Consider the following 21903-nt stretch of genomic DNA (forward strand, 5'->3'; position numbering starts at 1 on the left):
TCGCCATTCTCTACAGCTGATTGGAGACGGACGGTCCGACTGTAAGCCCCGCCGGAAGGTGCCCCGCACCGGGTGCGGGAGCGGGGGCCCGGTGGTCTTCGGTCAGCGCTCCCGCAGGCGCTCGGCGAGCCGGCCGAGGACCGCCGGGGGCACCAGGTGGGAGACGTCGCCGCCCCAGGCCGCGACCTCCTTGACCAGGGAGGACGACAGGAAGCTGTAGGTGGGGTTGGTGGGCACGAACAGGGTCTCGACGCCGGAGAGCCCGTTGTTCATCTGCGCCATCTGGAGCTCGTAGTCGAAGTCGCTGACGGCCCGCAGCCCCTTCACGATGGCGGGGATGTCGCGCTGCTTGCAGAAGTCGACGAGCAGGCCGTGGAAGGACTCCACGACGACGTTGCCGAGGTCCGCGGTGACCTCACGGATCAGTTCGATCCGCTCGTCGACCGTGAACAGGCCCTGCTTCGACTGGTTGATCATCACCGCGACGTGCACCACGTCGTACAGCTTGGAGGCGCGGGCGATGATGTCGAGGTGTCCGTTGGTGATGGGGTCGAAGGACCCCGGACATACGGCGCGGCGCAACGTGGATTCCTCGCTCTTCAATCCGGTCATCGTGCGTCTTCGCACGGGGAGGCGGCGCGACCGTACCAAAACGTTCCCTCGCCGTAACGACGGGCCCGCAGTGCTACGAAGCCGTCCGGCCAGCCGAACTCCCCGCCCCGGGTGCTGCGCTCCACGGTGACGAGCGCGTCTTCCGCGATCCAGCCCCCGGAACGGAGTGTGACCAGGATCTCGCGCAGCGCTTCGTCCGTGACCGCGTACGGCGGGTCGAGGAAGACCAGGTCGTACGGCTCGGCCGGGGCCGGTCCGGTGACGATCTGCTCGGCCTTGCCGGTGCGCAGTTCGGCGCCGGGCAGGCCGAGGGAGCGGATGTTCTCGGCTACGGTGCGGGCGGCGCGCGGGTCGGCCTCGACGAGCAGGGCGTGGGACGCGCCCCGGGAGAGGGCCTCCAGTCCGACGGCGCCGGAGCCCGCGTACAGGTCGGCGACGCGGGCGCCGTCGAGGCCGTGGAAGGACTCCCAGGTGGAGAAGAGGCCCTCGCGCGCGCGGTCGGAGGTGGGCCGGGTGCCGGTGCCGGGCGGCACGGCGAGCCGTCGTCCGCCGGCGCTGCCGGCGATCACGCGGGTCATCTGAGGTCCTCGTTCTTCGGGGTCTGTCTGCCATCGGGCTGTGCGCCTCGCGCGCGGTCCGCGCGCCGTCCGCACCGCCCGAAACCTCGGGCGGTGCGTTACAGGTTATGACCTCGCGGGCCGCCGCGGTCCGGTCGTACGCCGACCGTACGCCGGTCCTACGCCGGTCAGCCCTTCTCCAGGTACTCCTCCCGGTCCTTGTCGAGGAGCGCGTCGAGGGCGGTGCGCAGTTCGGGGTGGGCGGTGAGGTCGGGGTCGGCGAGGACGAGGGCGGTGGCCTCCTCGCGGGCGGCGGTGATGACCTGCTCGTCGTCGATGACGGCGAGCATCCGCAGCGAGGAGCGGACGCCGGACTGGGCCTGGCCGAGGACGTCGCCCTCGCGGCGCTGTTCGAGGTCGATACGGGAGAGCTCGAAGCCGTCGAGGGTGGCGGCGACGGCGCCGAGGCGCTGCCGGGCGGGGCTCGCCTCGGGCATCTCGGTGACGAGCAGACAGAGGCCGGGGGCGGAGCCTCGGCCGACGCGGCCGCGGAGCTGGTGGAGCTGGGAGACGCCGAAGCGGTCGGCGTCCATGATCACCATGGCGGTGGCGTTCGGGACGTTGACGCCGACCTCGATGACGGTGGTGGCGACCAGGACGTCCACGTCGCCGGCGGCGAAGCGGCGCATGACCTCGTCCTTGTCGTCGGGGTGCATCCGGCCGTGCAGCACCTCGACGCGGAGTCCGGCGAGCGGGCCCGCGCGCAGCTGTTCGGCGACGTCGAGGACGGCGAGCGGCGGGCGCTTCTCGGCCTCGTCCTCGGGGCTCGCCTTCTTCTTGGCCCCGTCCTTGGACCCGCCCTTGGCGCCGCCCTTGGCCTTGCCGCTGCCGTTGCCGTCCTCCTCGTCGCCGATCCTCGGGCAGACCACGTACGCCTGATGCCCTGCCTCGGTCTCCTCGCGGACCCGTTCCCAGGCGCGGGCGAGGAAGTGCGGCTTGTCGGCGGCGGGGACGACATGGCTGGCGATGGGCGAGCGGCCGGCGGGCAGCTGGTCGAGGACGGAGGTCTCCAGGTCGCCGAAGACGGTCATGGCGACGGTCCGGGGGATGGGGGTGGCGGTCATGACGAGCAGGTGCGGGGGCTGCTTGCCCTTGCCGCGCAGCGCGTCGCGCTGTTCCACGCCGAAGCGGTGCTGTTCGTCGACGACGACCAGGCCGAGGTCGTGGAACTGGACCTTGTCCTCGATCAGGGCGTGGGTGCCGATGACGAGGCCGGCCTCGCCGGTGACCAGGTCGAGCAGGGCCTGGCGGCGGGCGGCGGTGCCCATGGAGCCGGTGAGCAGCACGACCTTGGTGCCGTGGTCGGCGCCGCCGAGCATGCCGCCCTCGGCGAGTTCGCCCATCATCTCGGTGATCGAGCGGTGGTGCTGCTGGGCGAGGACTTCGGTGGGGGCGAGCATCGCGGCCTGTCCCCCGGCGTCGACGACGGCGAGCATGGCGCGCAGTGCGACCAGGGTCTTGCCGGAGCCGACCTCGCCCTGGAGGAGGCGGTGCATGGGGTGGTCGGTGGCGAGGTCGTCGAAGATCTCCGCCGAGACCTTGCGCTGGCCGTCGGTGAGGGTGAAGGGCAGCTTGGCGTCGAAGGCGGTGAGCAGGCCGTCGGCGGCGGGGCGGCGGGCGACGGCCGGGAGCTGGGTGTCGGCGTGCCGGCGGCGGGCGAGGGCGACCTGGAGGACGAACGCCTCGTCCCACTTGAGGCGGTCGCGGGCGTCGGCGATGTCGGCCTTGGTGCGCGGGCGGTGGATCTTGACGAGGGCGTCGGGCAGGTCGGTGAGCCCTCGGCCGTCGCGCAGGGTGGGTGGCAGCGGGTCGGTGAGGCCCTCCCAGCCGGTGGCCGCCATGGAGTCGAGGGCGATGCCGACGGACTGCTCGATGGTCCAGGACTCCAGCTGTTTGCAGGCCGGGTAGAGCGGCAGCAGTTCGTTCGCGAACGACCGGACGGTGTCGGTGCCGCTGTCGGCGTCGAGGAGTTTGTACTCGGGGTGGGCGAGCTGGAGGCGGCGGTTGAAGACGCCGACCTTGCCGGCGAACATCGCGCGGCGGCCGGGCAGGAGTTCCTTCTGGTGGAAGTGGACGGTGCGGCCGAAGAACACCAGCTGCATCCGGCCGCTGCCGTCGGTGATGGTGACTTCCAGCCGCTGGGCCTTGCCGCCCCCGCCCCGGTTGAAGGTGTGCACGCGCGCGTCCGCGACCTGGGCGACCACGGTGACGTGTTCGTCCAGGGGCAGATCGGCGAGCGTGGTGAGCTCGCCGCGCTCCGCGTACCGCCGCGGGTAGTGGTGCAGCAGGTCGCCGACCGTGTGCAGGTCCAGATGCTCGGCCATCGCCTTCGCGGTGGCGGCGCCGAGCAGCTTCTTCAGGGATTCGTCGAGGGCGGGCACGTACTCCATTGCACACCACGGCGGTGACAGTCGTCAGGCGGCGCCCGGGCCGGGGCGGCGGCTATTCCACTCCGATGAGCAGCGGCGGCGCGCCCTCGCCCGCCTGGTAGACGACGGTGTCGACGGCCAAGTAGGCGGTACGGACGTGCTGTTCGAGGCCGGCGGCGAGGGCGGCGGGGGTGTCGGCGCCGACGACCAGGGTGACGAGTTCGCCGCCGGCCGACAGCATGCGGTCCAGGACGGTGCGGGCGGTGTCGGTGAGGTCGTGGCCGATGACGGCGACGTCGCCCTCGATGAGGCCGAGGATGTCGCCGGCCTGGCAGACGCCGGCCGAGGTGAAGGACTGGCGTTCGGCGACGGCGAGTTCGGCGTAGCGGGTGGCGCCGGCTGCGGCGGTCATGGCGACGACGTCCTCTTCGAAGTCGCGGTCCGGTTCGTGGACGGCGAGGGCGGCGATGCCCTGGACGGCGGCGCGGGTGGGGATGAGGGCGACCCGGATGCCTTCCGCGCGGGCCCGGACGGCGGCGCGGGCGGCGGCTTCGCGCAGTTCGGTGTCGTTGGGCAGCAGGACGACCTCGTGGGCGTGCGCCCGGCGGATCGCCTCGGCGAGGGCGTCGTCGGCGGGCGGCTCGCCGGGGCGGGCGAGCAGGGTCGTCGCGCCGGCCTCGGCGCACAGGCCGGCGAGGCCCTCGCCGGGGACGACGGCGACGATCGCGCGGCCGGCCGGTTCGGCGGCGGGGAGTGGGGCGACGGGGGACGGTGCGGTGGCGGTCGCGGTCGCGGGCCGGGTGCCGAAGTGGGTGATCCGGATGCGGTGCGGGCGGCCCGCCTCCACGCCCGCCTCGACGGCCGCGCCGGCGTCGTCGACATGGACGTGCACGTTCCACAGCCCGTCGCCGCCGACGACGACCAGGGACTCCCCGAGCGCGTCGAGGCGCGCCTTGAGCCGCTCCACGGCGCTGTCGCCGGCGTCGAGGAGGTAGATGACCTCGAAGGCGGGTCCGTCGCCGGCGGCGCAGCCCTCGGCGACCGGGATCGTGACCGGGGCCGGGACCGGCGGGTGGGCGGGGGTCTCGGGGCGGCTCGGGGCCTGCCCGGTGAGGGTCTCGACGAGCGCTCCGAGGACCGTGACCAGACCGCGTCCGCCGGCGTCCACGACCCCGGCGTCGCGCAGTGCGGCCAGTTGTCCGGGGGTGGCGTCCAGGGCCGCGCGTGCCCCCTCGTAGGCGCGGGTGGCCACCTCCGCGAGGTGCCCTCCCCCGTCGCAGGCGTCGGCAGCGGCGCGGGCGACGGTGAGGACGGTGCCCTCGACGGGGTGGGCGACGGCCGCGTGGGCGGCGTCGGAGGCGGCGGCCAGGGCGCGGGCGAGGTGGTCGCCGTCGCCGCCGTCGGCGAGTACGGCGGCCATGCCGCGTACCAGCTGGGAGAGGATCGTGCCGGAGTTGCCCCGGGCGCCGAGGAGCGCGCCGTGCGCCATGGCCCGTATGACCTCGGCCACATCACCACCGGCCGGGACGGCGTCCACGGCGCGGGCCGCGGACTCGACCGTCAGGTACAGATTGGTGCCGGTGTCGCCGTCCGCCACGGGGTACACGTTGATGGCGTCGATGTCCGCGCGCTCCCGGCCGAGCGCCGCCAGGGCCCCCGCACACCAGGATCGGACCGCGTCGGCGTCGAGGGTCTGCGGGACTCCGGGCAACGCGTGGTCCTCCTGTGTTCTGCGGTGGGGGTTCACCGCAGAGTAGTCCGGTGCTCACCCGGGGCCGGGGGCGGGGGCCGGGCCGGACATGGTAGTTTCGTTCCACGGAAGCAGTCGTTGTATGCTGCTTCGGTTGCCCGGCATCGTCCGGGCCATTCCCCGGCAAGCCACTTCAGATCACTGATCCGATTCCGGTGCGCCGGTTTCACTGTAAATCTGAAGTCTTTGGAGTGACCCGTGGCTGCCAACTGCGACGTCTGCGGCAAGGGGCCGGGCTTCGGCAACAACATTTCGCACTCGCACCGCCGTACGTCTCGTCGCTGGAACCCGAACATCCAGCGTGTGCGTGCCGTGGTCGGTCGGACGCCGAAGCGGCTCAACGTCTGCACCTCGTGCATCAAGGCCGGCAAGGTCTCGCGCTAACCGCGACGTTCGTGTCGTAGCGCAGCCCCTGCGGTTGCCTTGAAAGGCCGGTTCACCTTGGTGAACCGGCCTTTTGCCTTGCCCGGAAACGGTCCGGGCCTCTTCTCTTGACTTCTGCGGCTGCTCTACTGCCGCTTCTACTGCCGCTTCTACTGCCGCTTCTACTGCCGCTTCTACTGCTGCTGCTTCTACTGCTTCTCCTGCTTGCGCTTCTTCGCTACGTCCCCTGGGGGCGCAGCCGCCAGCCGTGGTCGACCGGGCCGATGCCCGCCCCCAGCGGGAAGCCGGCGGCGATGGCGCCCGTCACATACCGCTTCGCCGCCCGTGCCGCGTCCGGCACCGTGAGCCCCTGGGCGAGGCCGCAGGCGAGCGCCGAGGCGAGGGTGCAGCCGGTGCCGTGGGTGTGCCGGTTGCCGTGCCTGGGGGCACGCAGCCAGTGTTCCTCGGTGCCGTCGGTGAGCAGATCGGCGGCCTGGCCGCCGTGGGCGGCGAGATGGCCGCCCTTGATCAGGGCCCAGCGCGGCCCGTACGCGAGGATCGCGCCGGCCGCGCGCCGCATGCCGTCCTCGTTTTCCACGTTCACACCCGTGAGCTGCGCCACTTCGTCCAGGTTGGGGGTGACGACGGTGGCGGCCGGCAGCAGGTGGGCGCGGACGGCGTCGAGGGCGGTGGCGGCCAGCAGCGGGTCGCCGTGCTTGGAGACGCCGACGGGGTCGACCACGGACGGGGCGGCGGTGGTCGTGAGCAGGCCGGCGACGGTCTCGACCAGTCGCGCGCTCGCCAGCATGCCGGTCTTGACCGCCTGGACGCCGATGTCGTCGGCGACGGCGCGGAACTGGGCCCGTACCGCCGCTTCGGGCAGTTCCCAGGCGCCCTGGACGCCGGTGGAGTTCTGCGCGGTGACGGCCGTGACGACGCTCATGCCGTGGACGCCGAGCGCGAGCATGGTCTTCAGGTCGGCCTGGATGCCCGCGCCGCCGCCGGAGTCGGATCCGGCGACGGTGAGCACGCGCGGCGGAGCCACGACACCGGAGCCCGAACCGTGATCGCCGCCGGACCCTGCCCCTGACCCGGGTCCGGGGCCGTCTCCGGAGCCGAGGCCCCGGGTCACTCCGTACCGCCGAAGTGGTCCCAGCCCCCCGTGCTGTGCCAGGGCGCGCCGTCGACGGTGACATGCGGCAGGGCGGAGGGCCCCAGGACCTCGCCGATGACCTTCCAGCGCGCGGGCAGTTTCACGTCGGGCGGGAAGGTGGCGACGATCGCGTGGTCCTCTCCCCCGGTGAGCACCCACTGGAGCGGGTCGACGCCGACGGCCTGGCCGATGTCGTGCATCTGGGTCGGGATGTCGATCCGGCCGGAGCGCAGATCGATCCGGACCTTGCTGGCCTCGGCGATGTGCCCGAGGTCGGCGATCAGGCCGTCGCTGACGTCGCACATGGCGGTGGCGCCGAGCCCGGCGGCGGCGGGGCCCGCGTGGTACGGCGGTTCGGGGCGGCGGTGGGCCTCCACGAAGGCGCGCGGCGAGCGGAAGCCCCGGGACAGGACCGCGTATCCGGCGGCGGACCAGCCGAGCCAGCCGGTGTAGGCGACGACGTCGCCGGGCCGGGCGCCGCCGCGGGTGACCGGGTCGTGGTCGCGCAGATCGCCGAGGGCGGTGATGGAGACGGTGATCGTGTCACCGCGCACGACGTCGCCGCCGACCACGGCGGCGCCCGCGACCTGACATTCGTCGCGCAGTCCGTCCATGAGTTCGGCGGGCCAGGTGACGGGGAGTTCGGGGGGTACGACCAGGCCGAGCAGCAGCGCGGTGGGCACGGCGCCCATGGCGGCGATGTCGGCGAGGTTCTGCGCCGCGGCCTTGCGGCCCACGTCGTACGCCGTCGACCAGTCGCGGCGGAAGTGGCGCCCTTCGAGCAGGATGTCCGTGCTGGCGACCACTCTCCGGTCGGGGGCGGCGACCACGGCGGCGTCGTCGCCGGGTCCGATCCGCACCGCGGGGGTGGTGGTGAGCCGGGAGGTGAGTTCCCTGATGAGTCCGAACTCGCCCAGCTCTCCGACTGTGCCCTTCACCGCGATTCACCTCGTGTCGTCGTGCCGGCCGCCGGGTCGCCGTGGCGCGTATCGCCATGCGGGTCGCGGGCCGTCACCGTGTTGGATACCTTCAAGTAGACCGTCAACTTGTCATGTGTGTACGCCACACCGAGGACGCCTCCGGAACCGGAGGTCTCCCCGCTCTCCGCGACGACGCGGTACCGTGGCGTCTCTTTCTCCCACAAGATCCTCAAGGCCGCCGTGGAGGTTCCGTGGTACAGGCGTACATCCTTATTCAGACCGAAGTGGGCAAGGCTCAGTCGGTCGCCGAGGTCATCGGGAAGATGTCGGGGGTGATGCAGGCGGAGGACGTGACCGGACCGTACGACGTGATCGTCCGCGCGCAGGCCGACACCGTCGACGAACTGGGTCGCATGGTGGTCGCCAAGGTCCAGCAAGTGGACGGCATCACGCGCACCCTCACCTGCCCCGTCGTGCATATCTAGCCCCCGTCTACCCTTGGCCGGTGATGTCTTCTCACCGGCCTTTCGGCCTGCCCGGCCGCGCCGCCGCTTCCCTGGCGGGCGCCACCGTCCTGCTGCTCGCGGTCGCGGGCTGTTCCGCGCCTGAGCCGTCGGTCCCGGTTCCCGGGCCGTCGGCGGCCGAGGCCGCCGTCTGCCGCGCCCTGGCGAAGGAGCTGCCCGCCACCGTGGCGGGCCTGGGCCGGACCGGGACCGATCCGAAGTCCGAGCTGACCGCCGCGTGGGGGGACGGGGCGATCGTACTGCGCTGCGGAGTCGTCCGGCCCGAAAAGATGGACGATCCGCAGGCGCGGGCCGTCGACGCGGACGGCGTGAACTGGATGTACGAGGCGCGCGAGGGCGACGGTCCCCGGTTCACCACGACGTATCGCAAGGCGTACGTGGAAATGTCGCTGGACAAGCGGTACGCGAACGACGTGGGGCCGCTCACGGATCTCGCCGCCCCGGTGCGGAAGGCCGTGCCGCCCAGTCTGTGAGACGACCGGACGGCCTCGGCCTTCGGAGCGAGCCTTCGGAACCTTCGAACTCTCCGGACTCTTCGGATCCCTCGGGACTTCCGGGGACTTCCGGGGACTTCCGGGGACTTCCGGGGACTTCCGGGATCGCCGAAAGGGTTCTAGCGCAGACCGGTGGAACGGTTCAGCGCGGCCTCGACCAGACGGCTGACGAGCTCCGGGTAGCTGACGCCGCTCTCCTGCCACATGCGCGGGTACATGGAGATGGGCGTGAAGCCGGGCATGGTGTTGATCTCGTTGATGACGAAGTCGCCCTCCTCCGTGAGGAAGAAGTCGGCGCGCACCAGGCCCTCGCAGGAGACGGCCTCGTAGGCCTCGACGGCGAGCCGCTGGACCTCGGCGATGGCCTTGTCGCCGATCGGCGCGGGCACGATGCCGGAGGCCGAGTCGATGTACTTGGCCTCGAAGTCGTAGAACTCGTGGTCGGTGACCGGCGGGATCTCGGCGGGCAGGCTCGCGCGCGGGCCGTCCTCGAACTCCAGGACGCCGCACTCGATCTCGCGGCCCCGGACCAGCGCCTCGACGATGATCTTCGGGTCGTGGCGGCGGGCCTCCTCGATCGCCTCGTCGAGGCCGGAGAGGTCGTCGACCTTGGTGATGCCGACGGACGAACCGCCGCGGGCCGGCTTCACGAAGAGCGGCCAGCCGTGGTCGGCGGCGAACTCCACGATCTTCTTGCGGGCGGCGTTCGGGTTCTGGTCCCACTCGCGCGGGCGGACCACGGTGTACGGGCCGACGCGCAGGCCGAAGGAGGTGAAGACGCGCTTCATGTACTCCTTGTCCTGGCCGACGGCGGAGGCGAGGACGCCCGCGCCGACGTACGGGATGCCGGACAGTTCGAGGAGGCCCTGGAGGGTGCCGTCCTCGCCGTAGGGGCCGTGCAGCACGGGGAAGACGACGTCGACCTCGCCGAGGGCCTTCGGCAGGGAGCCGGGCTCGTGCAGGACGGCCTCGCGGCTGGCCGGGTCGACGGGCAGGACCACGCCGCCGGTCGCGGACTCGGCGAGCGCGTCGACGTCCGGCAGGGTGCGGCCCTCGATGGCCATCCGCTCGGGAGCGTCGGCGGTCAGCGCCCAGCGCCCCTCCTGCGTGATGCCGATGGGCAGCACGTCGTAGGTGTCCCGGTCGATGGCGCGCAGGACGGCGCCGGCGGTGAGGACGGAGATGGCGTGCTCGGAGCTGCGTCCGCCGAAGACGACGGCGACGCGCGGCTTGCGGGGGCTCTGGGTGTTCTCGCTCATATCGCGTTGAGCGTACCTTGCGGTTTCCGAACTCCTGAGCGCCCCGCTGGCCGTCGCGCGCGGATGGCGGAGCGGGCCGGGCCCGGCGGGTGCGCCCGGTCGGGCCCGGTGGGCGTACCTGGTCGGGCCGGGTAGGCGCACCTGATCGGGCCCGGTTCGCCGGACAGCCGCCGGCCCCTGACCCTGGCGGCGTTCGACCTAGCGTCGTTCGACCTAGCGTCGTTCGGCCTAGCGTCGTTCGGGCTTGGCGCTGCGCGACATCAGTTCCTGGAGCGCCACGGCCGGCGGCTTGCCCTCGTGGACGATCGACACGACCGTCTCGGTGATGGGCATGTCGACGCCGTGCCGGCGGCCCAGATCGAGCACGGACTCGCAGGACTTGACGCCCTCCGCGGTCTGCTTGGTGGCCGCGATGGTCTCCTTCAGGCTCATCCCCCGGCCGAGGTTGGTGCCGAAGGTGTTGTTCCGGGAGAGCGGCGAGGAGCAGGTGGCCACGAGGTCGCCGAGGCCCGCGAGTCCGGAGAAGGTGAGCGGGTCGGCGCCCATGGCGAGGCCGAGGCGGGTGGTCTCGGCGAGGCCGCGGGTGATCAGGGTGGCCTTGGAGTTGTCGCCGAGGCCCATGCCGTTGGCGATGCCGACGGCGAGCCCGATGACGTTCTTGACCGCGCCGCCGAGTTCGCAGCCGACGACGTCGGTGTTGGTGTACGGGCGGAAGTACGGGGTCATGCAGGCGGCCTGGAGCCGCTGGGCGACCGATTCGTCGGCGCAGGCGGCGACGGCCGCGGCGGGCTGCCGGGCGGCGACCTCCAGGGCCAGGTTGGGTCCGGTGAGGACGGCGACGCGCTCCTCCGGGACACCGGCGACCTCCCGGATGACCTCGCTCATCCGCTTCGCGGTGCCGAGTTCGATGCCCTTCATCAGGGAGACGAGGACCGTGTCGGGGGCGAGCAGCGGCTTCCAGGCGGCGAGGTTCTCGCGCAGTGTCTGGGAGGGCACGACGAGGACGGTGAAGTCCGCGTCGCGGGCGGCCTCGGCCGCGTCGGCGGTGGCCGTGATGCCCTGGGGGAGGGTGATCCCGGGCAGGTAGTCGGGGTTGGTCCCGGTGGTGTTGATGGCCTCGGCGAGCGCGGGGCGGCGGCCCCACAGGCCGACCTCGCAGCCCGCGTCGGCGAGCACCATCGCGAACGCGGTGCCCCAGGATCCGTTGCCGAAGACTGCTGCCTTGGTCACTTCTTGCCTTCCTCCGCGGCCTTGCGGCGCTGTTCCTGCCGGGCCTTCTTGTGGTCGTACGGCTCGGCCGGGGCCTGCTCGCCGCGGACTTCCTCCAGGATCCGGGTGATCGCCGCCATGATCTCCTCGGTGACCTGGCGCAGTACCTCGGGGGTCGGCTCCATGTCGTGGAAGCGCGACAGGTCGACCGGCGGACCGGCCTGCACGATCAGGGTCTTGCGGGGGAACAGCTTGAGCTTGTTCTCCTTGGCGTACGGCGGCATCGCGAGGTTGGCGCCCCACTGGGCGACCGGGATGACGGGCGCCTTGGTGAGCAGCGCGACCCGGGCGGCGCCGGTCTTGCCGGCCATGGGCCACATCTCGGGGTCGCGGGTCAGGGTGCCCTCGGGGTAGAACGCGACGCATTCGCCGCGCTCGATGGCGTCCACGGCGGAGCGGAACGCGTCCATGGCGTCGGTGGTCTCGCGGTAGACCGGGATCTGCCCGGTGCCGCGCAGGATGGCGCCGACGAACGAGCCCTTGAAGAGGCCGGCCTTGGCCAGGAAGCGGGGCACACGGCCGGTGTTGTACTGGTAGTGCGCGTAGGAGAGCGGATCCAGGTACGAGTTGTGGTTCACCGCGGTGATGAAGCCGCCGTCGGCCGGGATGTGCTCCGTTCCCCGCCAGTCCCGCTTGAAGAACACCACCAGGGGGGGTTTGGCGATGACCGCCGCCAGGCGGTACCAGAAGCCGATTCTGCGGCGGGACACTCGGACACCTTTCTCCGGACGGATGCGCAAGGGGGCGAAGGGCCCTCCCCCGTGCTGGCCTAGGACACCGTACGCCTCGGGGCCTTGGCGTTTCGCGAGCGGGACAGAATACATAAGGGGTTGTGATGAAGACCTACGCGGACCGGGCGAACGGGCACGTGGACGGGCCCGGCGGCGGGTCCGGCGGCGGGCCCAACAGCGAGTCCGGTGGCGAGTCCGGCAGCGACCTCGCCGGCTGCGACGACGATCACACCGGACGTACGGCCGGCCCCCGAAACGACCGCCCCGGCGCCTTTCCCGGCGGCTCCCCTGGCAGTTCCCCCGGCGGTTTCCCCGGTGCCGGCACGGAGGTACGGGCGGACACGGACACGGAGACGGAGACGGACGCCGAATGGTCCCTGGTCGTCCCGCTGAAGCCGCTGGTACGGGCCAAGAGCCGGTTGGCCGCAGCCGTGGGGGGCGCGCTGCGCGGGCGGTTGGCGCTGGCCTTCGCCGAGGACACGGTGGCGGCGGTGCTGGCCTGTGCCGGGGTACGAGATGTGGTGGTCGTCACGGACGATCCGGACGCTTCGGCGGCTTTGGCGGCGCTGGGCGCGCGGATCGTGCCCGATCCGCCGGGCGGCGGGCTCAACGCGGCGCTGGCGCACGGGGCCCGTGCGGTGCGGGCGCGGCGGCCTGCGGCGCGGGTGGCGGCTCTGAACGCGGACCTTCCGGCGCTGCGCCCGGCCGAGCTGGCCCGGGTGCTCACAGTCGCGCGGCAATTTCCGCGGGCATTTCTCGCGGACGCCGCCGAAATCGGGACGACTTTCCTCTCGGCGAGTCCGGGTACGGAATTGGAACCGGCTTTCGGGGGTGCTTCACGGGAGCGGCATTTTTCGTCGGGGGCGGTGGAAATCCGGCTCGCGGGGGTGGATTCCGTACGCCGGGACGTGGACACCGGCGAAGACCTGGCGGCGGCCCTGGCGCTGGGGGTGGGGCCGCGGACGGCGGCCCGGTGGCCGCGGGCGGCCGGATAGGCTGCCCGGCATGCAGGCGACCGCGTACACATACGACCCCGAGACCCGCAGCGGCAGTGTGCTGCTCGACGACGGCACCCCGGTGGAGTTCGGGGCGGAGGCGTTCGCGGCGGGCGGACTGCGGTTGCTGCGTCCGGGGCAGCGGGTGCGGATCGAGACGGCGGGCGAGGGCCCGGCGGCGCGGATCACGCTGGTGACGCTTCAGACGTTCTAGATGTTCCAGACGTCCCGGAGGGTGACACGGGGCGGCCCGGGGTGGCCCGGGGGCCTCGTACCCGTACGAGGGCCGCGCCCTGCCGGTCGTACGGGCCCACGGGGCCATAGAAGCCTCGTACGGGCCTCGTACAGGCGTCCTACGCCCTACGCGCCCTGGGCTCGTCCCCTGGGCCCGGACACACCGCGGGCCGGGCTCCCTGTACAAGGAGCCCGGCCCGGCGTGTGAGCGCTCGCCGTCGCGCTTACTTCTTCGCGGCGGTCTTCTTCGCGGTGGTCTTGCGCGCCGTCGTCTTCTTGGCGGGCGCCTTCTTCGCGGTGGCCTTCTTCGCCGGCGCCGTCTTCTTGGCCGTGGTGGCCTTCTTGGCGGCGGGCGTGGCCTTCTTGGCCGTGGTGGCCTTCTTGGTGGCCGTGGTGGCCTTCTTCGCCGCGGCGGTGGTGGTCTTCTTCGCCGCCGTGGTCGTCGCCTTCTTGGCGGCGGCCGTGGTCTTCTTGACCGCGGTCGTCTTCTTGGCGGCCGTGGTCTTCTTCGCGGCGGCCTTCTTGGCCGTGGTGGCCTTCTTCGCGGCGGCCTTCTTGACGGTGGCGGAGGCGCCACCGGTCAGGCTGCCCTTCGGGGCCTTCTTGACGGAGACCTCGCCGCCCTTGGGGAGCTTCTTCGAGCCGGCGACCAGGTCCTTGAAGCCCTGACCCGCGCGGAAGCGCGGCACGGAGGTCTTCTTGACCCGGACGCGCTCACCCGTCTGCGGGTTGCGGGCGTAGCGGGCGGGACGGTCGACCTTCTCGAACGACCCGAACCCGGTGACCGACACACGGTCCCCGGCGACCACGGCGCGCACGATGGCGTCGAGCACGTGGTCGACGGCTTCGGCGGCCTGCTGGCGACCGCCCAACTTGTCGGCAATCGCTTCTACGAGCTGCGCCTTGTTCACGTCTTCCCCTTCGGAGACTTTGCCCGAACGAAAGTGTTCAAGCTTTTTCGCACGTTAGGCATGTATATACCGCAAATCAAACACGAAACGGTCTAATCACCCTAGTGCCGCAACGCGGAAGTTCCGTTGCGGAGTTCCGGGTGTCAGTCGCCTTCAGGGAATCGGCCCTCGTCGAGGTCCTTCATCAACCGGTCCAGACGCGTTGCCGCGTCCGCGAGATCGTGCTTCGCCGCGGCCGTGACGACCAGCAGCTTCCGGGACAGCGCCATCCTTACGCCCTCCGGGACTTGCAGTGCGCGCACTCTTGTGTGCGCAACCTTCAATCGGGCGGCGACTGCCTCGTAGAGCTCGAGTTGGCTGTCGCGTTCCATGCACCGATTGTGCCATCTGGGGCGAGTTGTCGCCCTACTGGGGCCCAACAAGCGACTGCGCCCCCCACCGGGCGGTGGAGGGCGCAGTACCGGAAAAGCGCTGCTCAGACCGTAATTGTACGGGGTTTGAAGGCCGGCCTCGCAGCCTCGTAGGCGGCGATGTCCGCTTCGTTCTGAAGGGTGAGGCCGATGTCGTCCAGACCGTTCAGGAGCCGCCAGCGGGCGTTCTCGTCGAGCTCGAAGTCGGCGTCGACCCCGGCGGCGAGGACCTTGCGGGCCTGGAGGTCGACGGTGATCTCGGCGGTCGGGTCGGCCTCCGTCAACTCCCACAGGGCGTCGACGACGTCCTGCGGCAGGACGACGGTCAGCAGGCCGTTCTTCAGCGAGTTGCCGCGGAAGATGTCGGCGAACCGGGAGGAGATCACGGTCTTGAAGCCGTAGTTCTGCAGCGCCCAGACCGCGTGCTCACGGGAGGAGCCGGTGCCGAAGTCGGGTCCGGCCACCAGGACGGTGGCGCCCTGCCGCTCCGGGCGGTTCATGACGAACTCCGGGTCCTTGCGCCAGGCCTCGAACAGGCCGTCCTCGAAGCCGTCGCGGGTGACCTTCTTCAGCCAGTGCGCCGGGATGATCTGGTCGGTGTCGACGTTGCCGCGGCGCAGCGGGACGGCGCGGCCGGTGTGCGTGGTGAAAGCTTCCATGACTCCTCAGACCCCCGCGGGAGTGGCGACGTCGGACAGATCGGCCGGGGAGGCCAGCCGGCCGAGGACGGCGGTGGCGGCGGCGACCTGGGGGGAGACCAGGTGGGTACGGCCGCCCTTGCCCTGCCGGCCCTCGAAGTTGCGGTTGGAGGTGGACGCGGAACGCTCACCGGGGGCCAGTTGGTCGGGGTTCATGCCGAGGCACATCGAGCAGCCCGCGTGCCGCCATTCGGCGCCGGCCTCCTTGAAGACCTTGTCCAGGCCCTCTTCGACGGCCTGCAGGGCGACCCGGACCGAGCCGGGAACGACCAGCATGCGGACACTCTCGGCGACCTTCCGGCCCCGCAGCAGGTCGGCGACGGCCCGCAGGTCCTCGATGCGGCCGTTGGTGCAGGAGCCTACGAAGACGGTGTCGACGGCGATCGAGCGCAGCGGCTGTCCGGCGGTCAACCCCATGTATTCCAGGGCCTTTTCGGCGGCGAGGCGCTCCGATGCGTCTTCGTACGAAGCCGGGTCGGGGACCTGTGCGGAAAGCGGTGCGCCCTGGCCGGGGTTGGTGCCCCAGGTGACGAACGGCGCCAGTTGCGCGGCGTCGATGACGACCTCGGCGTCGAAGACGGCGTCCTCGTCGGTGCGCAGCGTCTTCCAGTACGCGACGGCGGCGTCCCAGTCCTCGCCCTCGGGGGCGTGGGCACGGCCCTTGAGATAGGCGAAGGTGGTCTCGTCGGGGGCGATCATGCCCGCGCGGGCGCCGGCCTCGATGGACATGTTGCAGATGGTCATCCGGGCTTCCATCGAGAGCTTCTCGATGGCGCTGCCGCGGTACTCCAGGATGTAGCCCTGGCCGCCGCCGGTGCCGATCTTCGCGATGATCGCCAGGATCAGGTCCTTGGCCGTGACGTCCGCGGGCAGTTCGCCGTCGATCGTGATGGCCATGGTCTTCGGGCGGGCCAGCGGCAGCGTCTGGGTGGCGAGGACGTGCTCGACCTGGCTGGTGCCGATACCGAACGCCAGCGCGCCGAAGGCGCCGTGGGTCGAGGTGTGCGAGTCGCCGCAGACCACCGTGGTGCCGGGCTGGGTCAGCCCCAGCTGCGGTCCCACCACATGGACGACGCCCTGCTCGACATCGCCGAGCGGGTGCAGCCGGACGCCGAACTCGGCGCAGTTCTTGCGCAGGGTCTCCAACTGGACGCGGGAGACCGGGTCGGCGATCGGCTTGTCGATGTCGAGGGTGGGGGTGTTGTGGTCCTCGGTGGCCAGGGTCAGGTCGAGCCTGCGCACCCGCCTGCCGCTGAGCCGCAGCCCGTCGAACGCCTGGGGGCTGGTCACCTCGTGCAGCAGGTGAAGATCGATGAAGAGGAGATCGGGCTCGCCTTCGGCGCGCCGGACGACATGGTCGTCCCAGACCTTCTCCGCGAGTGTCCTGCCCATCGCTTTCCCTCCGGCCGGCGGTCACGCCGGCAGCACTAGAGACCTGTTGCGCGGTCCGTCGTGCGGCCGCTTCACCAGAGTGACGCGTTCGCGGGAAAATTGAACTTGCGTTTCACAGAGTGAGACGAGAGTATCGTTTCATGGACAACTCTAGCGGCGTAGGCGTTCTCGACAAGGCAGCCCTTGTCCTGAGCGCTCTGGAGTCCGGTCCGGCCACCCTCGCAGGTCTGGTCGCGGCGACGGGACTCGCACGACCCACGGCACACCGACTGGCCGTGGCACTCGAACACCACCGGATGGTGGCCCGCGACATGCAGGGCCGGTTCATCCTCGGCCCGCGGCTCGCGGAACTGGCCGCGGCGGCCGGCGAGGACCGGCTGCTCGCGACCGCCGGACCGGTACTGACGCATCTGCGCGACGTCACCGGCGAAAGCGCCCAGCTCTACCGGCGCCAAGGCGACATGCGGATCTGTGTGGCGGCCGCCGAGCGGCTGTCCGGCCTGCGGGACACCGTCCCCGTCGGCTCCACACTGACGATGAAGGCCGGCTCGTCCGCGCAGATCCTGATGGCCTGGGAAGAGCCCGAGCGGCTGCACCGCGGCCTCCAGGGAGCCCGCTTCACGGCGACGGCCCTGTCGGGCGTACGGCGCCGCGGCTGGGCCCAGTCGATCGGCGAGCGCGAACCGGGCGTCGCGTCCGTCTCCGCGCCCGTACGCGGCCCCTCGAACCGCGTGGTGGCCGCCGTATCGGTCTCCGGCCCGATCGAACGCCTCACCCGCCACCCCGGCCGCATGCACGCCCAGGCGGTCATCGACGCCGCCGCACGCCTGACGGAGGCACTGCGCCGCAACGGCTGAAGTTCGGTCGCGCGTCTGCCCCTCTGTTCCTTCGCTCCCCTGCTTCTTCGAACCTCGTACGTACCGGCTCACCGCTCCAACGCCGCAGCGGTGGGCCGGACTTGTTTTTTTGGGGGGCTCGCGAGGGGGTGAGGTTTGTACGTGAGCGCGGGGGCTGGGGGTGGGCCCGCACGGGCGCGAGACGTGCGGGGGCGGGGCTTGTACGTGAAGCGCGGCGGCTGGTGTGCGGCCCGCATGTGCGCGAGGCGGCTACAGGCGAGCGCATGTGTGATTGAGCAACGTTGGCCTTTTTTGTGCCTCGGTTCGCCTCCGGGGTGCTGGAGTCGGACTCACAGCACCGATCGTGCTCGGCCCACTCGTTCCTCGCGGGCCTGTGCGCGTTCGGCACTGTTCCCCCGACGCACCCCTTCGGCTCACTCGGCCGTACACAGCAACCCGCACAAAGACGTAACGGCAGGGAAGCGGCCCGCAGTTGGCGGTGGTCAAGGGGCTCCCACGACAACGAAGAAGCCCTCCCCCGAAGGGAAGGGCTTCTTCTTTCTTGTACCCCCGACCGGATTCGAACCGGCGCTACCGCCTTGAGAGGGCGGCGTGCTAGGCCGCTACACAACGGGGGCAAGATATATCATCACGCGAGAAACTCTTGTGATGTTGTACTGCGCTGGCCTACCTGGACTCGAACCAAGACTAACTGAACCAGAATCAGTCGTGCTGCCAATTACACCATAGGCCACTGGTTGTTAAGGACCAGTTGGTACCCCCGACCGGATTCGAACCGGCGCTACCGCCTTGAGAGGGCGGCGTGCTAGGCCGCTACACAACGGGGGCCCTAGCGATCCTGCATCAGTATCACCGGGAGCTACCCAAGTGACCCTGCGGGAAGGATCTGTACCCCCGACCGGATTCGAACCGGCGCTACCGCCTTGAGAGGGCGGCGTGCTAGGCCGCTACACAACGGGGGCGTGTGGATGATTATTCCACAGTTGCAGATGAGCTCTGCGAGCTGGCCTACCTGGACTCGAACCAAGACTAACTGAACCAGAATCAGTCGTGCTGCCAATTACACCATAGGCCACCGGAACTTGATCCCTTCGAGAAGGTCTCTTGCTCGGCTTGCGCTTCGGGCTTCCGGCCTTTCGGCCTGTCCCCCTCGGCGACAAGAAGAACATTACCCGATGGTTCCCGGTGCTCCAAAACGGGTATGCCCCCGCAGCACCCCGGGGAGCTGGTCGAGGCCGGTGATCCGGTGCAGCTCGGGGCGTCCGCCGCCGTCGGCGCGATCCAGCCAGATGCCGAGCAGCCCCGCCTCGGCCGCGCCCCGGGCGTCGATGTCGGGCTGGTCCCCGACGTACGCCACCTCCCCCGGCGCGAACCCCAGAGCCGTGCACGCGGCGTGGAAGGCCTCGGCGGCCGGCTTGGCCACCCCGAGCTCGGCCGCGCACAGGACGGCCTCGAAGCGGTCCCGTACGCCCAGCGCGCGCAGCTTGTGGTCCTGGTTGAGGATGCTGGAGTTCGACAGGACCCCGTGCCGGTAGTCGCGGGCCAGCAGGTCGAGGACGGGCACGGCGTCCGGGAACAGCTCCCGGGCGGCCTCGTAGTGGGCCACGTACCGCTGGTACCAGCCGTCGGCCGCCTCCGGGGCCATCCCGGGCTCCCCCAGGAAGTCGCGCACCCGCTCGCGGCGCTGGTCCAGGAAGTCCACCCCGCCGGCCTCGAAGCGCCGCCAGTGCAGCACGGTGAGCTCCTTCCACCGCCCGAGGGCCTGCTCGACCGACGCGTACCCGCCGGAGAGGCCCTCGGTGGCGAGATGGGCCCGCATCCCGGCGTGGTCGGCGCGCGCGTAGTCGAAGAGCGTGTCGTCGATGTCCCAGAGGACCGCGCGGATGGCCATGGATCGACGGTACCGCCGCCACGGCGGCCCGGCCGGGGAAATCCGGCACCCCGAGCGGGAGAGCGGTGGCCAGGGCCGGGAAACGCCTCGGGGGCGGCACCCGGGAGATTTCCGGGTGCCGCCCCCGAGGGCGGAGAGCGAAACGCTTACGCGGCGAGCTTCGCCAGGGCCGCGTCGATGCGGGCCAGGGCCTTGTCCTGGCCCAGGATCTGGAGCGACTCGAAGAGCGGCAGGCCGACCGTACGGCCGGTGACGGCCACACGGACCGGGGCCTGGGCCTTGCCGAGCTTGAGGCCGTGGACCTCACCGGCGGCGAGGACGGCGTTCTTCAGCGCCTCGGGGTCGTTCCAGTCGGCCGCCGCCAGCTTCTCGCGGGCGGTGGTGAGGAGCGCGGCGGGCTCGCCCTTCATCGCCTTGTCCCACGAAGCCTGGTCGAAGACCGGCTCCGCGAGGAACAGGAAGTCGACGTTGGCCGTGATCTCGGACAGGACGGTGAGCCGGGTCTGGGCGTACGGCGCGATGGCCTCCCAGGCGGCCTGGTCGAAGTCCTCCGGCGCCCAGGGGGCGTGCGGGGCCTGGAGCCAGGGCTCGCAGGCCGCGGCGAAGGCCTTCACGTCCAGCATGCGGATGTGGTCCGCGTTGATGGACTCGGCCTTCTTCAGGTCGAAGCGGGCCGGGTTGGCGTTGACGTCCGCGATGTCGAACTTCTCCACCATCTCGGGGAGGGTAAACAGGTCGCGGTCGGCGGAGAAGGACCAGCCGAGCAGCGACAGGTAGTTCAGCAGGCCCTCGGGGAGGAAGCCGCGCTCCCGGTAGAGGTTGAGGGCGGACTGCGGGTCGCGCTTGGAGAGCTTCTTGTTGCCCTCGCCCATGACGTACGGGAGGTGGCCGAAGGCCGGGATCTCCTTGGCGACGCCCAGCTCCATGAGCGCCTTGTAGAGGGCGATCTGGCGCGGGGTGGAGGAGAGCAGGTCCTCGCCGCGCAGGACGTGGGTGATCTCCATCAGGGCGTCGTCGACCGGGTTGACCAGGGTGTACAGCGGGGCGCCGTTGGCGCGCACGATGCCGTAGTCCGGGACGTTCTCCGGGGTGAAGGTGAGCTCGCCGCGGACGAGGTCGGTGAAGGTGATCGTCTCGTCCGGCATCCGGAAGCGGACGATGGCCTCGCGGCCCTCGGCCTTGTACTGCTCGACCTGCTCGGCGGACAGCTCGCGGCAGTGGCCGTCGTAGCCGGAGGGGCGGCCGGCGGCGCGGGCGGCCTCGCGGCGCTCGTCCAGCTCGGTCGCGGTGCAGTAGCAGTGGTACGCGTAGCCGCCGGCGAGCAGCTTGTCGGCCACGTCCTTGTAGATGTCCATCCGCTGGGACTGCCGGTACGGCGGGTGCGGACCGCCGACCTCGGGGCCCTCGTCCCAGTCCAGGCCGAGCCAGCGCAGCGAGTCGAGCAGCTGGTTGTACGACTCCTCGGAGTCGCGGGCAGCGTCGGTGTCCTCGATGCGGAAGACCATGGTGCCCTGGTTGTGCCGGGCGAAGGCCCAGTTGAACAGGGCGGTGCGGACCAGGCCGACATGGGGGTTGCCGGTCGGGGAGGGACAGAAACGGACGCGGATGTGGGCGTTAGCCACGCTTGATCACCCTATTGGTGAGAGTGCCGATGCCTTCGATGGTGACGGCGACCTCGTCGCCGACGTTGAGGGGGCCGACCCCGGCGGGGGTGCCGGTGAGGATGACGTCGCCGGGGAGCAGCGTCATGGCCTCGGTGATGTGGACGACCAGGTCCTCGATGGAGCGGATCATGTCGCTCGTACGACCGAGCTGGCGCTGTTCGCCGTTGACCGTGGCCTGGATGGTCAGGTCGCTCGGGTCGAGGTCGGTCTCCACCCAGGGCCCCAGCGGGCAGGAGGTGTCGAAGCCCTTCGCGCGGGACCACTGGGCCTCGCGCTTCTGGACGTCGCGGGCGGTGACGTCGTTGGCACAGGTGTAGCCGAAGACGACGTCCTTGACGCGCTCGCGGGGCACTTCACGGCACATGCGGCCGATGACCACGGCCAGTTCGGCCTCGTGGTGCAGCTCGTTGGAGAAGGAGGGGTACTCGATGGCGTCGCCGGGGCCGATGACGGAGGTGGTGGGCTTGAAGAAGGCCACCGGGACCTCGGGGACCTCGTTGCCCAGTTCCTTGGCGTGCTCCGCGTAGTTGCGGCCGATGGCCACGACCTTGTTGGGGAGTACGGGCGGCAGGAGCCGGACCTTGCTCAGCGGGACCTTGGTGCCGCTGAGCTCGAAGTCCGTGTACGGGATGCCCTTGATGATGTCGAGGACGAGGCCGCCGGACTCGACGGTTCCCTCGCCCTCGACCGCGCCGAAGGCGACATTGCCGTCGATGGAGAATCTGGCGATGCGCACGAGTGCTGTCGCCCCTCACTTGATGCTGGCTGGAGTCTGACGCTCCAGGCTAAC

Annotated in this window: 22 protein-coding genes and 5 tRNA genes; 6 read left to right on the top strand and 21 right to left on the bottom strand. The window is 71.0% G+C overall.

Translation table 11 applies throughout. The annotated features are described in order from the left end of the window. Positions 1 to 102: 102 nt before the first annotated feature. The 4 genes from coaD to ABZ990_RS03820 form a co-directional block, all read right to left on the bottom strand. Complete coding sequence (gene coaD / locus ABZ990_RS03805) at positions 103 to 582, bottom strand: pantetheine-phosphate adenylyltransferase (RefSeq protein WP_361225086.1); 480 nt, start codon at positions 580 to 582, stop codon at positions 103 to 105. Positions 583 to 608: 26 nt separating this feature from the next. Further along, positions 609 to 1190 carry a 16S rRNA (guanine(966)-N(2))-methyltransferase RsmD gene (rsmD, locus tag ABZ990_RS03810; RefSeq protein ID WP_361224740.1) on the bottom strand — a complete coding sequence of 194 codons (582 nt, stop codon included), beginning with the start codon at positions 1188 to 1190 and terminating at the stop codon, positions 609 to 611. Positions 1191 to 1357: 167 nt separating this feature from the next. After that, positions 1358 to 3619, bottom strand: a complete 2262-nt coding sequence (gene recG, locus ABZ990_RS03815; protein ID WP_361224742.1) for an ATP-dependent DNA helicase RecG — start codon at positions 3617 to 3619, stop codon at positions 1358 to 1360. A gap of 52 nt (positions 3620 to 3671) precedes the next feature. After that, positions 3672 to 5309: a DAK2 domain-containing protein gene (locus ABZ990_RS03820; RefSeq protein ID WP_361224745.1), complete on the bottom strand. Its 1638-nt coding sequence runs from the start codon at positions 5307 to 5309 to the stop codon at positions 3672 to 3674. A 237-nt stretch (positions 5310 to 5546) separates the two neighbouring features. Between ABZ990_RS03820 and rpmB the strand changes: the two genes are divergently transcribed. Then, complete coding sequence (gene rpmB / locus ABZ990_RS03825) at positions 5547 to 5732, top strand: 50S ribosomal protein L28 (RefSeq protein WP_003957616.1); 186 nt, start codon at positions 5547 to 5549, stop codon at positions 5730 to 5732. 217 nt (positions 5733 to 5949) lie between these two features. Here rpmB and thiD read toward each other — a convergent pair whose 3' ends face one another. Continuing rightward, positions 5950 to 6756 (bottom strand): bifunctional hydroxymethylpyrimidine kinase/phosphomethylpyrimidine kinase, encoded by an 807-nt coding sequence (gene thiD, locus ABZ990_RS03830; protein ID WP_361224748.1) that lies wholly within the window; start codon positions 6754 to 6756, stop codon positions 5950 to 5952. An 83-nt stretch (positions 6757 to 6839) separates the two neighbouring features. Continuing rightward, positions 6840 to 7802, bottom strand: coding sequence for a thiamine-phosphate kinase (locus ABZ990_RS03835; protein WP_361224751.1), 963 nt, complete (start codon positions 7800 to 7802; stop codon positions 6840 to 6842). Positions 7803 to 8035: 233 nt separating this feature from the next. On the opposite strand from ABZ990_RS03835, the gene ABZ990_RS03840 reads away from it, so the two are divergent. Both ABZ990_RS03840 and ABZ990_RS03845 read left to right on the top strand, forming a co-directional pair. Beyond that, a complete protein-coding gene (locus ABZ990_RS03840; protein WP_361224754.1) occupies positions 8036 to 8269 on the top strand; it encodes an Lrp/AsnC ligand binding domain-containing protein in 234 nt (77 codons plus the stop codon). 23 nt (positions 8270 to 8292) lie between these two features. After that, positions 8293 to 8781 (top strand): DUF3515 domain-containing protein, encoded by a 489-nt coding sequence (locus ABZ990_RS03845; protein WP_361225088.1) that lies wholly within the window; start codon positions 8293 to 8295, stop codon positions 8779 to 8781. A gap of 140 nt (positions 8782 to 8921) precedes the next feature. Here ABZ990_RS03845 and ABZ990_RS03850 read toward each other — a convergent pair whose 3' ends face one another. From ABZ990_RS03850 to ABZ990_RS03860, 3 genes are all read right to left on the bottom strand, one after another. After that, a complete protein-coding gene (locus ABZ990_RS03850; RefSeq protein WP_361224757.1) occupies positions 8922 to 10061 on the bottom strand; it encodes a D-alanine--D-alanine ligase family protein in 1140 nt (379 codons plus the stop codon). Positions 10062 to 10289: 228 nt separating this feature from the next. After that, positions 10290 to 11291 carry an NAD(P)H-dependent glycerol-3-phosphate dehydrogenase gene (locus ABZ990_RS03855; protein WP_361224760.1) on the bottom strand — a complete coding sequence of 334 codons (1002 nt, stop codon included), beginning with the start codon at positions 11289 to 11291 and terminating at the stop codon, positions 10290 to 10292. Next, the gene (locus ABZ990_RS03860) at positions 11288 to 12040 is read right to left on the bottom strand and encodes a lysophospholipid acyltransferase family protein (protein WP_361224762.1); all 753 of its coding nucleotides are present in this window, start codon (positions 12038 to 12040) and stop codon (positions 11288 to 11290) included. Before ABZ990_RS03860 ends, ABZ990_RS03855 begins: the two co-directional genes overlap by 4 nt. 398 nt (positions 12041 to 12438) lie before the next feature. Between ABZ990_RS03860 and cofC the strand changes: the two genes are divergently transcribed. Both cofC and ABZ990_RS03870 read left to right on the top strand, forming a co-directional pair. After that, positions 12439 to 13056, top strand: a complete 618-nt coding sequence (gene cofC / locus ABZ990_RS03865; protein WP_361225090.1) for a 2-phospho-L-lactate guanylyltransferase — start codon at positions 12439 to 12441, stop codon at positions 13054 to 13056. A 10-nt stretch (positions 13057 to 13066) separates the two neighbouring features. Beyond that, positions 13067 to 13270: a hypothetical protein gene (locus ABZ990_RS03870; protein WP_361224765.1), complete on the top strand. Its 204-nt coding sequence runs from the start codon at positions 13067 to 13069 to the stop codon at positions 13268 to 13270. A 244-nt stretch (positions 13271 to 13514) separates the two neighbouring features. Here ABZ990_RS03870 and ABZ990_RS03875 read toward each other — a convergent pair whose 3' ends face one another. The 4 genes from ABZ990_RS03875 to leuC all read right to left on the bottom strand — a co-directional run bounded on the left by ABZ990_RS03875 (position 13515) and on the right by leuC (position 16701). After that, entirely contained in the window at positions 13515 to 14201 is a 687-nt protein-coding gene (locus ABZ990_RS03875) for an HU family DNA-binding protein (RefSeq protein WP_361224768.1), read from the bottom strand. A 143-nt stretch (positions 14202 to 14344) separates the two neighbouring features. Then, positions 14345 to 14572, bottom strand: coding sequence for a hypothetical protein (locus ABZ990_RS03880; protein ID WP_361224771.1), 228 nt, complete (start codon positions 14570 to 14572; stop codon positions 14345 to 14347). Between the two features lie 104 nt (positions 14573 to 14676). Beyond that, on the bottom strand, positions 14677 to 15270 hold the full coding sequence (leuD, locus tag ABZ990_RS03885; protein ID WP_361224774.1) for a 3-isopropylmalate dehydratase small subunit: 594 nt from the start codon (positions 15268 to 15270) through the stop codon (positions 14677 to 14679). Between the two features lie 6 nt (positions 15271 to 15276). Next, the gene (gene leuC / locus ABZ990_RS03890) at positions 15277 to 16701 is read right to left on the bottom strand and encodes a 3-isopropylmalate dehydratase large subunit (protein WP_361224777.1); all 1425 of its coding nucleotides are present in this window, start codon (positions 16699 to 16701) and stop codon (positions 15277 to 15279) included. A 140-nt stretch (positions 16702 to 16841) separates the two neighbouring features. Between leuC and ndgR the strand changes: the two genes are divergently transcribed. Next, positions 16842 to 17558, top strand: coding sequence for an IclR family transcriptional regulator NdgR (gene ndgR / locus ABZ990_RS03895; RefSeq protein ID WP_128977462.1), 717 nt, complete (start codon positions 16842 to 16844; stop codon positions 17556 to 17558). A 544-nt stretch (positions 17559 to 18102) separates the two neighbouring features. Here the strand turns inward: ndgR and ABZ990_RS03900 are convergent. From ABZ990_RS03900 to ABZ990_RS03935, 8 genes are all read right to left on the bottom strand, one after another. Beyond that, positions 18103 to 18175, bottom strand: a tRNA-Glu gene (locus tag ABZ990_RS03900). Positions 18176 to 18219: 44 nt separating this feature from the next. Beyond that, positions 18220 to 18291 (bottom strand) — tRNA-Gln (locus ABZ990_RS03905). 19 nt (positions 18292 to 18310) lie between these two features. Next, positions 18311 to 18386, bottom strand: a tRNA-Glu gene (locus tag ABZ990_RS03910). Positions 18387 to 18447: 61 nt separating this feature from the next. Next, a tRNA-Glu gene (locus ABZ990_RS03915) sits at positions 18448 to 18520 on the bottom strand. Between the two features lie 41 nt (positions 18521 to 18561). Beyond that, a tRNA-Gln gene (locus tag ABZ990_RS03920) sits at positions 18562 to 18633 on the bottom strand. A 93-nt stretch (positions 18634 to 18726) separates the two neighbouring features. After that, positions 18727 to 19449, bottom strand: a complete 723-nt coding sequence (locus ABZ990_RS03925) for an HAD family hydrolase (RefSeq protein ID WP_361224780.1) — start codon at positions 19447 to 19449, stop codon at positions 18727 to 18729. 146 nt (positions 19450 to 19595) lie between these two features. After that, positions 19596 to 21071 carry a glutamate--tRNA ligase gene (gene gltX, locus ABZ990_RS03930; protein WP_361224783.1) on the bottom strand — a complete coding sequence of 492 codons (1476 nt, stop codon included), beginning with the start codon at positions 21069 to 21071 and terminating at the stop codon, positions 19596 to 19598. Then, positions 21064 to 21849: a fumarylacetoacetate hydrolase family protein gene (locus ABZ990_RS03935; protein WP_361224786.1), complete on the bottom strand. Its 786-nt coding sequence runs from the start codon at positions 21847 to 21849 to the stop codon at positions 21064 to 21066. Before ABZ990_RS03935 ends, gltX begins: the two co-directional genes overlap by 8 nt. Between the last annotated feature and the right edge of the window lie 54 nt (positions 21850 to 21903).

The sequence above is a fragment of the Streptomyces sp. NPDC046203 genome (genome assembly GCF_040646255.1).
Lineage (GTDB): Bacteria > Actinomycetota > Actinomycetes > Streptomycetales > Streptomycetaceae > Streptomyces.

Bases quoted from the DNA above. Each gene is read 5' to 3' on its own strand.
- rsmD (WP_361224740.1), bottom strand. From the start codon at position 1,190: ATGACCCGCGTGATCGCCGGCAGCGCCGGCGGACGACGGCTCGCCGTG.
- recG (WP_361224742.1), bottom strand. From the start codon at position 3,619: ATGGAGTACGTGCCCGCCCTCGACGAATCCCTGAAGAAGCTGCTCGGC.
- ABZ990_RS03845 (WP_361225088.1), top strand. From the start codon at position 8,293: ATGTCTTCTCACCGGCCTTTCGGCCTGCCCGGCCGCGCCGCCGCTTCC.
- ABZ990_RS03850 (WP_361224757.1), bottom strand. From the start codon at position 10,061: ATGAGCGAGAACACCCAGAGCCCCCGCAAGCCGCGCGTCGCCGTCGTC.
- ABZ990_RS03870 (WP_361224765.1), top strand. From the start codon at position 13,067: ATGCAGGCGACCGCGTACACATACGACCCCGAGACCCGCAGCGGCAGT.
- ABZ990_RS03880 (WP_361224771.1), bottom strand. From the start codon at position 14,572: ATGGAACGCGACAGCCAACTCGAGCTCTACGAGGCAGTCGCCGCCCGA.
- leuD (WP_361224774.1), bottom strand. From the start codon at position 15,270: ATGGAAGCTTTCACCACGCACACCGGCCGCGCCGTCCCGCTGCGCCGC.
- leuC (WP_361224777.1), bottom strand. From the start codon at position 16,701: ATGGGCAGGACACTCGCGGAGAAGGTCTGGGACGACCATGTCGTCCGG.
- ndgR (WP_128977462.1), top strand. From the start codon at position 16,842: ATGGACAACTCTAGCGGCGTAGGCGTTCTCGACAAGGCAGCCCTTGTC.
- ABZ990_RS03925 (WP_361224780.1), bottom strand. From the start codon at position 19,449: ATGGCCATCCGCGCGGTCCTCTGGGACATCGACGACACGCTCTTCGAC.